At 39.4% G+C, this 14070-nt stretch carries 12 protein-coding genes; 6 read left to right on the forward strand and 6 right to left on the reverse strand.

Annotation, left to right across the window (positions count from 1 at the left end; all coding sequences use genetic code 11):
• Positions 1 to 630 precede the first annotated feature (630 nt).
• Both V7L12_RS30910 and V7L12_RS30915 read left to right on the forward strand, forming a co-directional pair.
• Positions 631 to 1239, forward strand: coding sequence for a pentapeptide repeat-containing protein (locus tag V7L12_RS30910; RefSeq protein ID WP_335090245.1), 609 nt, complete (start codon positions 631 to 633; stop codon positions 1237 to 1239).
• Positions 1240 to 1497: 258 nt separating this feature from the next.
• Complete coding sequence (locus V7L12_RS30915) at positions 1498 to 2076, forward strand: hypothetical protein (RefSeq protein WP_335090247.1); 579 nt, start codon at positions 1498 to 1500, stop codon at positions 2074 to 2076.
• A gap of 227 nt (positions 2077 to 2303) precedes the next feature.
• Here V7L12_RS30915 and V7L12_RS30920 read toward each other — a convergent pair whose 3' ends face one another.
• On the reverse strand, positions 2304 to 2501 hold the full coding sequence (locus V7L12_RS30920; RefSeq protein ID WP_334820076.1) for a hypothetical protein: 198 nt from the start codon (positions 2499 to 2501) through the stop codon (positions 2304 to 2306).
• A gap of 700 nt (positions 2502 to 3201) precedes the next feature.
• On the opposite strand from V7L12_RS30920, the gene V7L12_RS30925 reads away from it, so the two are divergent.
• Positions 3202 to 4461: a DUF4912 domain-containing protein gene (locus V7L12_RS30925; RefSeq protein WP_335090249.1), complete on the forward strand. Its 1260-nt coding sequence runs from the start codon at positions 3202 to 3204 to the stop codon at positions 4459 to 4461.
• Positions 4462 to 4545: 84 nt separating this feature from the next.
• Positions 4546 to 5472 (forward strand): phosphodiester glycosidase family protein, encoded by a 927-nt coding sequence (locus V7L12_RS30930; protein ID WP_335090251.1) that lies wholly within the window; start codon positions 4546 to 4548, stop codon positions 5470 to 5472.
• Between the two features lie 286 nt (positions 5473 to 5758).
• On the opposite strand, the gene crtR is transcribed toward V7L12_RS30930, so the two are convergent.
• Positions 5759 to 6820 (reverse strand): beta-carotene hydroxylase, encoded by a 1062-nt coding sequence (crtR, locus tag V7L12_RS30935; protein ID WP_335090253.1) that lies wholly within the window; start codon positions 6818 to 6820, stop codon positions 5759 to 5761.
• A gap of 757 nt (positions 6821 to 7577) precedes the next feature.
• On the opposite strand from crtR, the gene V7L12_RS30940 reads away from it, so the two are divergent.
• Positions 7578 to 8000: a lysozyme inhibitor LprI family protein gene (locus tag V7L12_RS30940; protein WP_335090255.1), complete on the forward strand. Its 423-nt coding sequence runs from the start codon at positions 7578 to 7580 to the stop codon at positions 7998 to 8000.
• A gap of 250 nt (positions 8001 to 8250) precedes the next feature.
• Here the strand turns inward: V7L12_RS30940 and V7L12_RS30945 are convergent, their stop codons facing one another.
• Genes V7L12_RS30945 through V7L12_RS30955 form a run of 3 tightly spaced genes read right to left on the reverse strand, consistent with a single transcriptional unit; the run spans position 8251 to position 11276 of the window.
• The gene (locus V7L12_RS30945) at positions 8251 to 8958 is read right to left on the reverse strand and encodes an actin-binding WH2 domain-containing protein (RefSeq protein ID WP_335090257.1); all 708 of its coding nucleotides are present in this window, start codon (positions 8956 to 8958) and stop codon (positions 8251 to 8253) included.
• Between the two features lie 42 nt (positions 8959 to 9000).
• A complete protein-coding gene (locus V7L12_RS30950) occupies positions 9001 to 9705 on the reverse strand; it encodes an actin-binding WH2 domain-containing protein (RefSeq protein ID WP_335090259.1) in 705 nt (234 codons plus the stop codon).
• A gap of 29 nt (positions 9706 to 9734) precedes the next feature.
• Entirely contained in the window at positions 9735 to 11276 is a 1542-nt protein-coding gene (locus V7L12_RS30955; protein WP_335090261.1) for an FAD-binding oxidoreductase, read from the reverse strand.
• An 86-nt stretch (positions 11277 to 11362) separates the two neighbouring features.
• On the opposite strand from V7L12_RS30955, the gene V7L12_RS30960 reads away from it, so the two are divergent.
• Entirely contained in the window at positions 11363 to 11932 is a 570-nt protein-coding gene (locus V7L12_RS30960) for a Uma2 family endonuclease (protein ID WP_335090263.1), read from the forward strand.
• A 137-nt stretch (positions 11933 to 12069) separates the two neighbouring features.
• On the opposite strand, the gene V7L12_RS30965 is transcribed toward V7L12_RS30960, so the two are convergent.
• Positions 12070 to 14058, reverse strand: a complete 1989-nt coding sequence (locus tag V7L12_RS30965; protein ID WP_335090265.1) for a pentapeptide repeat-containing protein — start codon at positions 14056 to 14058, stop codon at positions 12070 to 12072.
• Positions 14059 to 14070: the final 12 nt, after the last annotated feature.

Below are 14070 nucleotides of genomic sequence, written 5' to 3' on the forward strand. Positions count from 1 at the left end.
AACTTATTAACTATAACAGTGGTTCAGTGTAGATTTTATCCCTTTAGTAGTATTAGGTTCACATAACAGTAATAAAGAAAAAGATTGGTTTTATAGCAATTTAGCTGTAATTAATCCTCATCCCAATGTTGGTAAAACAACTTCTTTCCTCAGAGGATGTTTTAAAAGTAAGGGAGTGTTGTGATAAAGCTCACAAGCCTTAAGCTGAAATTTGTATAAGAATCAGCACCTTGTAAGCGAATGACTAAAGTATATCCTAGTAACCTGACATGGGAGCAGTGGGAATTAATCACACAAGAGTTTCCACAAGCAAAACCAGGTGGTCGAAAGCGTACCGTTATTAGCAAAGTAGTGACTTTAGTCAATTACCTAAAATTATGAAGTACTAAATTATTACTCCAATTAACTTTGGTAGCTCGATTGTCTGTATACTTAATCTAGTTAATCAGCAAAATTTCTATACCAACAGCGTAGTATCAATATAAGTGCAGGATTAGTTGATCGGTTTATAGTTTTAATAGGTTCGATGAGTGAATTTGAACCCCAAATTATGTTGTAGTATTATTAAAAAATAAAACTTAATTACGATATTCGATAATGAATTAACTTACTACATTTAAGTTGACTAAAATGGCAAATAAGATTCATATTAATAAACTTGCAGAGGGAGTTACAGCTTGGAATGACTGGCGATCAGCAAATCCAAATATAGATGTGGATCTTAGTGGAGTTTATCTGGTTCATGAAGTATCTATAAGAAACAAAAAAAAGGCTTGGAGGCTTCTTGCATCTCTCATATCTTTGTTGATTACTCTTTTTTTATTACACACTAATTTTACAAATAATTTAATATATTTTTTTGAACATAACCAATTATTTAAAGTTAATTTATCTAGCGCTGAGTTTATATTATATATAATAATCCGTTTTTCTTTATTTTTTATTATTATGTTCACTGTCTTTCCAGGATTGGAATTAATGCTAAATTCTTCTAAAGGAAAACTAAATTTAATAAATATCAATATGAAAAAAGTAAATTTATATAGAGCAGACTTAGAAGGAGTTGATTTAAGGTACGCTGATTTAAGATATGCAGATTTAAGAAATTCCAATTTGAATTATTTGGAAGCAATTGGTACCGATTTCAGTTATGCTAATTTCACTGGAACGTGTATATCAAATTGGAATATTGATTCTTCTACTAATTTAAATAATGTAAAATGTGATTACATTTATTAGCGATTTAATTATGAACTAGATAAGTTTGACCAGCGTCGCCCTATAGACATAAATAGTATTTTTGCACCTAATGAGTTTACAGAACGTATCAAAATTGTTGAAAAAGCATTAGAAACCATCGACTTAACTTTTACAGAAGGTATTGATTGGAAAGCATTTTTCAAGTCATTTAACGAATTATGTCAGCAATACCCTGAACACAACATTGATATTCAAGGAATTGAACGTAAAAGTAACACATTAATTGTCCGATTGGATGTGAATATTGAATCAGGTATCAACACTGATGTAATTAAAGGTGCTATTGAAACTGGTTTTAAAGAATTTTATGAAAATAATGTTAAGTTTTTAGAAGCTCAATATCGGAGAGAGCTTCAAGCAAAAGATGATGAGATTACTTTCTACCGTCAGCAAAGTACGAATATTTTAGAAATTGTTAAGCTGCAAGCAACAAGACCTATTAAAGTGAAGAAGATTATGTCAAACACATATAACAATAATTTCCATAAACCAAATATTGGTAATTTCGCTAATAATATTGCAGATAATGCACGGCAACAAGCAAACCAAAATATCTACACATCTGAACAAAAACAAACTCTTGCTGATGTATTATTTGAAATACAACGGCTTCTAAAACAGTTTGAGCAAAATAATCCTACTGCTAGTGAAACGGAGAAAATTGCTTATGTAAATGATGAAACTACTCCTAGTTGGAAGCGTCGTGTTATTGGCGCATTACAGGGACTTAGTGACACTGCAATTGAAGAGTTTTTGGATAATTCTTATATCAACATTGGTAAAGCAATCATTAAAGGCTGGATCAAACCAGATTAAATAGTAATTCGTAGGTTGCGTGAAAATTAGCGAAACCAATATAATCAATTGTTTGGTTTTGCAATCGTTTCACCCAACATACATGAGAAGCGAGCGGACTATATAATTGAGTCAAGTAATGTACTATCCCCATACCATTACACCGAAAGGTTTATGAATAACAAGATTCCCGACTTCTCTAAAAAGTCGGGAATCTGAGCTTTTCAATTTATCTTTTGCAAACCTAATCAATCATCAGCTGGATCGTCAATCATTTCTGGTACTAAAGCTGGGTTACTTCTACGTTCTTGTGGTGATTGCTCTCGAATAACATCGTCTATTCTGGCAGGGTGTTTGATTTTGTCCAATACCTCTGGACTTAATTGTGATGCATCACCTTCTGGATTAGACTTTTCAGCTTGACTAGGAACTGTTTCCTTATTCATAACTATTTCCCTAAACCCTAAACTTATACGCCAAGCTTAAGTTCTTCTATGGTGGGGTACACACTATCTTGGGACTTAATTTCACATACCGATGGGTAAGAAAGGCGATCGCTCAACAAGCAATTAACTAAGTTTGCCCCACGTTTAAGTTTGCGATCCTTTGGAGCCAGTCAATGGACTGGCTCCAAAGGATCGCATTCCTTGCTGCTTCATAATTGTTCACGTATTCCCTGCTAAAGAAGAGGGCGGTGTCCAATCCCTTTGAATCCTACTCGTTTCTTTATGATTGTGGTTTTTGGCTAACCCAGAGGGCAATGTCATGAAAAATTGATATTGTTACCATTGCTCAACACGTAAACAACTAACAATGTCAGGAAAATATGACAATTAGATCCCGGAAGGGCTGATAAATTCGTAAAATAGGCAAAAACCTACTTATTACCCCTTGATCCCTAGATATGCTTAGTGGTTAATATAGACTTAACAAATAGAAATCCTCCGATCCCAAAGAAATGCTGATTTTGGCATCACAAGGAATTGAAAGGATGTTGGCTCAATTTAAAAACAGATTAAAAAACTTAAAAACTGGGCAAAACCAGGAGTCAGGAATAAGAAATTCATCTGGAATGGATGAGATTTTACATAGCATTCTTTAACCAGGGGAAATCATTTACCGCTTAAACTACTGGAGGCCAAATTAATGGCAAAAGAACGCCCGCCACTAGAGGAGATGACCTTACGCCAACTACGCAAAGTTGCTAGCGAATATAGTATCTCTCGCTATAGCCGAATGCGTAAATCACAACTACTGGCATCAATACAAGAAGTCCAGCGTAGCAAAAACTTACTCAGTCCATCTCGTTCATTGGAGGCACAAGAAACCGTGGAAGCTGCAAAGTTTGAGTTAGGTCAGGAAGATCGTACTGGCGGATCTTTAGCTGATATTGATGAAGGACTGGCAGATTTGCCCACTGGCTATGGTGAAAGCCGGATTGTACTTTTACCGCGCGATCCTCAATGGGCTTACACTTACTGGGATATTCCCAATGAACACAAAGAAGAACTGCGTCGGCAAGGCGGACAACAACTGGCACTACGGATTTATGATGTCACCGATATCAATATCGAATACCAAAGCCCCCATAGCATTCAAGAATATCCTGCTGATGAACTAGCTAGAGAATGGTATCTACCAGTTCCAGTTAGCGATCGCGATTATACGATCGATATCGGCTATCGTGCTGCTGATGGTCGCTGGTTAGTACTAGCTCGTTCTAGTAGAGTACACATTCCTCCTGTCTATCCTTCTGACTGGATTGAAGATGTCTTCATCACTGTAAATTTTGAAGAAGATTTGCGTGGCCAGACACAGTACGAACTAGTTCCCCCTGCCAAAAAGGTTGCAGCTACTGCCAATGGTAATACTGTTAATGCTGTGAATGGCAACGGCAACCCTATCTACGACGAAATCTTTGGTTTAGCGGAATCTGCCGAAGCACAACGGGTTGCTGGTTCTATCTTTGGCTCCCAACAAGGTGCAGTGCGTCCTGAACAAGCCATTAGCTCCTACATTTTCCCATCGGGTGTAGGTCTGTGGGCAACTCCTACCGTGTCTGGCTTAACCGCTTCCGGTGCAGGAATGTCAGGTGTTGGCTTCTCGGCCTCTGCCGTACCAGTGCGTCCGCGCAAGTTCTGGTTAATTGCCGATGCTGAGTTGATAGTCTACGGTGCAACTGAACCCGATGCTACTGTAACCATTGGTGGCCGTCCAATTAAGCTAAATCCAGATGGAACATTCCGCTTCCAGATGTCCTTCCAGGATGGTTTAATAGACTACCCAATTTTGGCTGTAGCTGCTGATGGTGAGCAAACCCGGTCAATTCAGATGAAATTTAATCGTGAGACACCATCTCGGAATACTAACACCAAAGAAGAAGCTGTCTTAGAATGGTTTTCTTAAATATTGGCTCTGAGATTGACTCCAAACTGAAATTTTAAATTATTCCCCGCTATAGTAATTCTGTAGCGGTTTTTTTATATTATTATGTCTACAAAAAAATTATTTTTGTTATTTATCTTGATAATCAGTGCAAGCTTATTATCAGGTTGCCAAAAGATTGAGGCAAATTTAGTCCCAAAAGCGTCTAAAAGTTGCCCTGGCAAAGATCCCAAGTTCAGTATTGATTTTTTTAAAACCAATAATCAAGGTAAAAAAAATCCCAAAGGTATTAACAATGTAATTATTTTTGATCCCAAATCAGTAGAATTAGATTTCAAAGTTAATGTTGGTCTATCTCATAAGCTTTACGCCAAAGATAGTAGAGGTAAACTACGTAAAGAATATGTAGCAAAACAGTTTCATGAACTCATCGCTGATGAAAATGCCAAGTTAAACGGACAGCTACCCATTGCCGCAATTAATGCCGACTATATAGATACTGATGATAAACCCCAAGGCTTAAATATTTCTCGTGGCGTAGAGTATTCAGGAGCATTTAAAAATAAACGTTCTTCCTTTGGGATATCAGGAGGTACACCCCAGCAGCGACAGGCTACTATTCAAGCTGGCAGAAGAGAAAATGATATTCTCAATTACAATTTAGTGGGCGGTAATGGCAGATTCTATCGTCAGGGTAAGTTTAAAGATATTTGTCAAGATTTGGGAGAATTTGCTTGTAAAAATGCGACTAATCGCTCTCTGGCAGCTATCACTAATCAAGGCTATGTAATCTTATTAGTTAATGACTTGAAAGCTAATTCAAATATTGAATTATCTCAACTTAATCAAGAGTTACTGCCAGATATGTTTGATAATGTCCTAGAAGGTATTGCTAGCAATAACTGTTTAGGTAAGATTCAAGAAGGGATTTTATTTGATGGAGGTATGTCTCCAGGATTGTATTACAACCAGAAAACTTATGTAGAAAACCTTGGGCCGATTGGTTCAGTTTTTTTGATTTACAAAAAATAAAATAGTTATAATTCCCACAGTAAGTGAACCCCTCCCCGATGCTTTGGCGGGGTGGGGTGATTCGGGTTTAATAAGTCATTAGACCTCTTGCATAAGTCGAATAGACCCCCCTTTATCCCCCCGATATATTGGGGGGAAACTTGAAATCTTGCCCCCTCCCCAACACATCGGGGAGGGTTGGGGAGGGGTGATTCAAGGATTTTTGCAAGAGGTCTATTAAGCGGACATGATATCATTGGTTATTTACAAATGACCAATAACTAATGACTAATTCACGAATTAATGCTTATTTACGACTTTGTGATTCATCTGGATTTTTAGTTTTTTGATGAGAAAAGCGAATTCCTACAAAGATATCGTAAATAAACTCTAAAAAGTCTTTCTTTTGTAGTAACCCTGAAGTTTGATAACAGCCTTTTTCATCTAATAAAGGCTTCATCAGATAGTATGTAGACTGATACTTGTACCAGGGAATACAAGTCCATAAATGATGAATTAAATGGTAGTTCTGACCTAAAATCAGGATGTTAAGAATTGGGTTGGGGTATACACGAGCATTTTTCCAGCGATCGCGTTCAACAAAGGGACGATGGGGTAAATAATCAAAAAACAAGCCCAGTATTAATCCCACTATACCAGAAGGTACAACCCAAAAATTGAGAACGTACATTAAAAAATGATATTGAACTGAGATATAAACAATTGCAACAACAATTAAACGGCTAATGAACCATTCTAATAGCTCATATTTGCGCCACAGTCGCCGTCGAAAGAAAAACACCTCATGGGACAAGAATCGAAATGCAATCAGCCACAGCGGGCCACCTGTAGAAACAAAATGATCTGGGTCATCTTTGGGATGGTTGACATGAGCATGATGCTGCAAATGTACTCGTGTAAACACTGGGAAAACGAACCCTAGCATTAGGGCGCTACCATGCCCTAGCATGGAATTAATTACTCGATTGCGGTGGGCAGATTGGTGACAAGCATCATGAATTACTGTTCCAGCACAATGCAAAGCAATAGTGTTAAAACTAAAACACAGCCAGTCTGGCCATTGCCAAAGCCAGTAACCACAATGAGATGACACCAGTACTGTCACAGATGTAAAAAACAGTATTAGTGTAGGATTGAAATCACCGGGAGGCGCTAACAATTCCTTCGGTGGAGCTTTCAGCAGTTTTTGTGCTTCTGAAGTTACTGTTCTTACTTCTGTATCTACTACGTCTTTAAAGATGACTTCCAAGTTGTTGCCATTTCGCTTTTTATAGTCATCAACGGCTGGGTCGATGATGATTAGGCTTTTGTCCGGAATGTCAAAAAAATTAGGATCTAAAGAGGTCATAATTTTCCTGGTCGTGATTCGTTGATAAAATGAGCTTGAAATCCCAAACTCAGCCAGCACAGAATAGATTTCTTGCCCCGATTAAAGAGATGAAAAGATTGAAAATTTAGCCAATACTCTTCTCTATTCAAATTAGGTATGGACTGTAAGAGATAGGGAATAGGAAAAATTTTGAATTACTTGCTACACTAGATACATAAACAAAATATTTGATTTTTCATTTCGGGAGTGAGTCCTGTTACTCATAATGCCAGCGACAACGGCATACATAGATTTTGGTTTGATATCGACATTTATCGATTTGCCCAGGCAATGTTTTTTCCGATGTGCTGAAATGACACTTTGTTATTGGTTTTGTAAAAAACAATTTTCAACAATATAAAGAATACAGTTATTTGAACGATCAACGCAAGAGTTTTGTCGGAATTTGACGTATAATAAAAATATTTTAGGAATAGATATCATACTTTTAACAAAAATGCATATTTTATTTGCTTAAATAAAAAAATCATCTTTTTCCTAACTGATGCCATAAGTATATATACTAGCGATCGCTTACTCCCCTTCGATTCCTTGCAGTTGCTGTCTTCTTCTTTTAACCAAAACTCTATTGCGGGAGTATACTGGTAGCCAGAATAGAGAAAACTTAGCGCGAACCATAACACTGATTTGTGGAGCATACCACTTCCTAATCTGATTCTGAGTTCGACACTAGCTAAAATATCAAATTTCTATACTTAATAATAAAAGTTTTGCTATGCGTCAATTATTACTAGTTTTGTCCAGTATATTAACTCTTAGCAGTTTCAATACCTCTGCCATAACAATAGCAGGCATAACGCCTGATTTATCTGAGATGCGCTTAGTTCAAAAGCTCAACTGCAATAATCCTCAAACTCAAGCAGCAATTAATGAATGTACGAAGTTATCTTATCAGAATGCAGATAAAAAACTGAATCAAGTTTATCAACAATTGATATCTACATTAGAAAGACCTAGAAAACAGAAATTGATTGCTGCACAACAAGCATGGCTCAAGTTTCGAGATACCAATTGTGAGTTTGAGAGAAGCAAATATGAGGGCGGAAGTATTGCCTCTAGCATTTATTTTGGTTGTTTGGAAAATACCACAAAACTGCGTACCCAAGAATTACAAGAATATCTCAAAACTGACCCATAAGCTTAAGCTGAAAGTCAGTCTAGAACAATAGAGTTAGACTTCTTGCATGAATCAATGAGCTTTCACCCTAAATCCCTCTCCCATGCTTGGGAGAGGGACTTTGAAATTTGTATTTGTGCAAGAGTCTATTGAGTCAGAGACTCAATGAATGCATTCCCAGGTAGCAGCCTGGGAAGGAGGGAAGTTCAAGCTAGGTTTTTATTAACTACTAGTTGTCACTGGGAACTAGACTAATTATCTTTTTCTGAGATTAACGCAAACCTAAAATTTCGGAAATCGCCGCTACAATATCCAAATAAAAGTTGCCTTTCACCGCCCGAAACAATTCAAATTTAGAGTCAGGGGCACCAAAAAATGGTCTGAGAAACCATCCTAACTGCATACCAACAAAGGCATAAAGCAATAACCAGGATCTTAAAATAGTGGTGCGGGTTTTTTTGCCAACTTCATCTTGTTGAGAAAGTAACTGCATTCCTTCATACAGGAATTTAACGCCAAATATGCCTGTAATCCCAAAAATAAACACATTCAACAGTTTAAAAAATTGATAAGAATCGGGTGTAGTAATCAGAAAAAATAGCGTAACTGGTGCCAAGCTGAATAAAAGCACGCTAATTACTGATACAGATGTAAGCAACACCACAAAATGTTGTTGAATACTGCTCCGAGAACCAAACAAAACATTAAAAAAGAACAAAGTTGGGAAACAAATAATTAGTGTTAATAAATAAAATGCCGGAAGCTTAATCGCACCCGATAATGCCTGTCCCCAACTGTGGGATGCACCGATAATTGCTCCATAAAGGGCAAAGAAAATGGAACTAGATACGAACAGAGAACTGATTTTATTTTGTAATCGCACTCCCTGACGAATTTCTTCTAAGAATGACTGACGATCGCGCAGTAAATTAATCAAAACACCAAATTGTTGAATTCCGCGATTTTGCTTTCCCAGCATAATTTTATCTGTTGTATATTTTGTGAAATTACTAATGACTAATTAACGAACTCCCAAGAGATAGCCAATAGATTTAATGACGCTTAAATAGAAATTACCTTCTCTTTCCCGGAATAGTTCAAAGACAGAACCAGGTGTGCCAAAAAACGGTCTGAGAGTCCATCCTAACTGACTGCCTACGAAAGCATAAAGAAATAGCCAAAATTGTAAAATTTTCTGGCGTGTCTTGCTACCTTCATTATCTTGTTCTAAAACTAAACTTGTGGCTTGATATAAAGACGAAACACCAATAAATCCAGTTATGGCAAAGATAAAGACATTTAACAAAATCAAAAACTGGTAATTATTGGTGGTAATCAAGAAAAACAATGTGATTGGGGCAAAGCTAAATAAAAGTACGCTCGTGACTGAAACCGCAGTTAAAACTAATGCTAAATGCTGGGCAAAAGTCCGCTTTGAACCAAAAATAATATTAGCAAAGAACAACGTCGGTATACAAATCAAAAGTGTGATTAAATAAAGGGCTGGAAGTTTAATGGCAGAAGACACAGCTTGCATCCAGCTATGGTATGCACCAATGATTCCGCCATAAGCAGCGATAAATAAGGAACTGCAAACTAGCAAAGAAATAATTTTGTTTGGTAATCTCGTACCTTGACGAATTTCCTCTAGAAATCCTTGGCGATCGCGCAGGAATCCAATCAGCACTGCAAAGTATTTGATTCCTGATGATTTCCGTTCAATCATGTTATCCTCACACCGATGAAATTCTAAGTTTAATCTGAGTAATCACCGCCAGAACCATACTTCCAAGCATCAATCAAACGATGCCAATAATATTGTTGTTCATTCGGTTGATTCTTAATCCATGTTTCTAGCATTGGACTTAACGAAAGCAAGGCAGTGTATACACCTAAATTACTGTAATGTAACATCCAATCTAACAAACTTGCCAAACCTACTTGCGGAATTATCTTGGCAACTATTCCAGGATAATATAAACCAGTTTTTAACAGTGTTTGCGTTAGTGCCGAAAACTGCACTATATCTTGTAAAAATGGTTTTAACACTGGTGTACCCAACTGTTGCATTTCCTGAAATACTGCCGAGAGTAATTGGTTAATTTGATCTGGGGCAATTTTCTGATTTACACCAACACTCATCGCCCTTTGAAACAACCAAGTGACAGTCAAACTTGGCTGATAAGGTTGCAGCAGTGTTAACGCTTTTGCAGATAATTGTTCTGTTTCTAGCGCTTCGTAAATGCCAGAAGTTAAACGCTTCAGGTGACGCACCATTGCCCCAAAACCACCAAAACTTAAAGGAGATTGACTACCACTGCTATCTCCGGCTGGTAGAATGCGATTCCAAGGGGTTTTTAGCGGACTTTGGCGATAGGTGGGAAAGAAACCAAATAGTGCCCGTTGAAATTTCAGTTTGCTCAATTCCACTCCCTGATATTCTGGTAAAAGACGCAGATATTCCTCAAATAGAGCTTCTAAACTCAAGCGTTGAGGATGTGCATCCATGTAGGTAAATAAATAAGTGGTTCTGCCATCCCTAGCTGGAAAGGCTTCCCAGAAGTACTGGCATTGATTCTGCAAAGATGTGAATGATAATAATAAATCGCCTGAGTTATTTTCTGGAAAACCTTGGGCACAACTTCCTACAACCAAGCATAAAGCGTCTGGTTTTTTGCCTTGGCGTGCTTGTTGGGTGATCGGTGAAAAATGTCCCATCGCGTCGATTAATAAGCGAGTTTTGAATTGGTTATTTACCATCACCGCGTCGGGATGAACCACTGCTTCGCTAAAAGGTGTGTTTTCTAACAACTTTCCCCCGGCGGCGAGAAATCGGGTTTTCAAGGTAGCTAGTAGATAAACTGGATCTACGCCGATATTCAAGACATCCTCTACCCAAACTTCTGTACCACCAGCAAAACTAACTCGCGCTGGGTTATATTGAGTAGCGATCGCACTTGCTAATTCTTCCTCACTCAGCAAGTTCAATTCCACAAATACATCTAATTCTTTGCGAGAAATATTCCATTCTTGTTCCCTTCCCCGCAAAATTCCCCGTTCCAACAACGCCACCCGCAACCCCTTCACCACCAAGGCGCAACCAATTAAAATGCCCAAAGTGCCACCGCAGATAATTACATCGAAGTCTACAACGCCTAAAGGCTGTTGACTTTCTTTAACTAGCGTTGGCACTGGTGCGGTGTTTTCGCGCAGAGATGTGAGGATGCGATCGCCTTGGCGCAATCCTCCTAAAACATCGCCGGGTAATTGGGAAAGAATTTCTTCAGTTAAAGACATTTTGGAAAAACTAAACTCTACATTCCAAAACTACCTGAGAATGAAGAAAGTAGATATGATTATGGCCAATTACGAATTACAAGAGTATGTCTACGACAAAACCTGTAAAACGTCTGTATACTTTTGAGGAATATCTCACCTACGATGACGGAACTGACAAGCGTTATGAACTTGAGGATGGGGTACTGCTAGAAATGCCTCCAGCCTCAGATTTGCATGAAGCTATCATTACTTTCTTGTTGATCCGCTTCTATCTGGAAATCCAACGACTAGGGTTAGACTGGCAGGTTCGCCCTAGTGGGACTGGCGTTCGTACCTCCGTCAAAAAATCCCGTCTCCCTGACTTAATTGTGATGACTGAAAAACAGCGACAATCTATTCAGGGTAAATCGGCTGTGCTTGAGTTACCTCCACTGTTGACAATAGAAGTGGTTAGCGCTGAGTCTGTGAAACGAGATTACGAAAGGAAACCACTTGAATATGCAGCCTTCTCTATCCCTGAATACTGGATTGTTGATCCTCTTGAAGCAAAGGTGACAGTCTGCTTGTTGAATCAGGGACGTTATAACCAAACAGTATTTACAGGAAACCAGCAAATATATTCTCCGACTTTCTCTGAGTTAGTATTGACAGCACAGCAGGTGTTAACGGCTTAGAAATTGTTTATCGAATTAGTTGAATCAAAAGACCTCTCCCTGGTTTTACTACGCAAAACCGTCCCTCTCCGACTCGGAGAGGGACAGACTTGAACTTTAGTTCAAGGCAGGGAGAGGTTTATCGAACTTATGTTAAATTATCCCAAACCGAATAGTTTAGAAATCGCAGGCAATAATTTATTAGTCGCTTCAACTAGAGAAGCAACAGCAGGTAAGCCTGTAAATATCCCTTTCAACATGGTGATTGCAGTTTTCGCCGTCTTCTGCTTGGTGGATTCTTGAGGATTTTTACCCGCTTCTGCCAAAGTGTTCACCTGTTCTAGGGCTTCGGCTTTGTCTTCTTCTGGCAAATATGTGGATTGGATGATTGCATCTTGCAACTGCGACAATAATTCTTTAATTCCTGGTTTCTCGGCATCGGTTGCATCAGGTAACTGATTGAGGGCAATACTCACATTACCGCTAATGGTTCCCAGATTAGCAATAGAATTATTGCCAGCGATACCGCTGACATTACTGCTGCCTTGAATATTGATGCCTCTGATATCAGACATATTTGTATCTCCTTGTGTATAAAATTTCGGCTGCTTGAGAGCAGTATCTACCATATTTTCTAAACTAATAATGCGCTTATCTTTTTCTACAAGCAATAATTGCTGACTCTGCGATAAAGCTTTGAGTTGATTATAGTTATCAAAATATTCTGCACTCAGTTGAGATTTATCGGTACCTGCTGCGGTTTTGGCTCTGAGCAAGATTTTATCATCGCCGCGCTTTTCCATTGCCACGATTTCTAACTCGGCTTCGGGATGGTTTTCGGCAAGGTTTTTGAAAGCTATGGCAACAGCGCGGGGGTCAACGCCTTGATTGTGGTAAAGGTCGAGGGTGTCAAAAATTGGCTGGATAAAGTCGGCAAAGTCGCCGTCTGTAAATATCTCTTGTTTATTATCAGGTTTGCGGAGGGGATCGGGGTCTTCTTTTGTGGGTAAGCGCATGAAGACATATTCACACCTCACCCCATGCAATTTAGTTGTATTTGTAATGCCCCAATCTTCAATGTACGCGCCTGTGAGTGTTGCACCTGTTAAATCTGTGCCGTCTAGTTGCGTTTGCTTCAGCTTTGCTCTTGACAAATCGGCATCTTGCAAGTTGGCTTCACTGAGATCAGCGCCAATAAAGCTGGCATCTGCTAGATTTGCTGATTGTAAGTTGATACCCCGCAGGTCTTCACGGTAAAAATTCTTATCCTGTCCCTGTCCTGTAATCAGCAGTTGACGTACTTGTGAGTTTTGCAGATAAGTTAAGCCAGGGCGAACACGGTCAAGCATTTTGGCTTGATGCCAACGGCTACAGATAAGAATAGTGTTTCGCAAATCTGTACTTTTGAGTGTCGCTTGGGTGAAATCAGCATTGGTTAAGTCAGCGCCACGAAAACTTGTACCTCCCGTTGCAGCAAAGGCGATCGCAATATTGCGAATTAAGGAGTGTTTTTGATCTCCTTTCATGGCTCGCCAGCTGATGTAGATACTAAATAACGTTCCGACTCCGGCTCCGGCGAAGGCGACGGCGAAGGCTCCGGCTCTGGCGAAGGCGAAGGCGAAGGCGAAGGCGACGGCGAAGGCGAAGGCGACGGCGAAGGCGACGGCGAAGGCGAAGGCGACGGCGAAGGCGACGGCGAAGGCGACGGCGAAGGCGACGGCGAAGGCGACGGCGAAGGCGACGGCGACGGCGACGGCGAAAACGACGGCGAAGGCGACGGCGACGGCTCCTAAACCAGCTATTATTCCTTGGCGAATCGTGATGAAGAAAAAGGCAATCAATGTGATTAGAGCAGCCCAGCCCACAATCTGGTTCTCACTGGATGAGCTAAATATCAGCGACACCAAGTAACCATTGAAAGCCCAGAGAAATCCTGACAGTCCCGACAATAAGAATGAGATAATAACTAAACCAATTGCCCAACGTCGTTGCAGTCCAGCTTTGGCATGGCTGAAGTTTGCCCCTGTCAGGTTGGCGTTGGTGAAGTTTGCGCCTCGGATGTCGGCATAGCTAAAGTTTGCAGCCGCAAGGTCTTGTCCTTTGAAGTTGCGTCCTCGGAGATTTTGACCGGAGAAGTCTATAGCCATGTTCCACTTTAC

The sequence above is a fragment of the Nostoc sp. genome (assembly GCF_036918245.1).
GTDB lineage: Bacteria > Cyanobacteriota > Cyanobacteriia > Cyanobacteriales > Nostocaceae > Nostoc.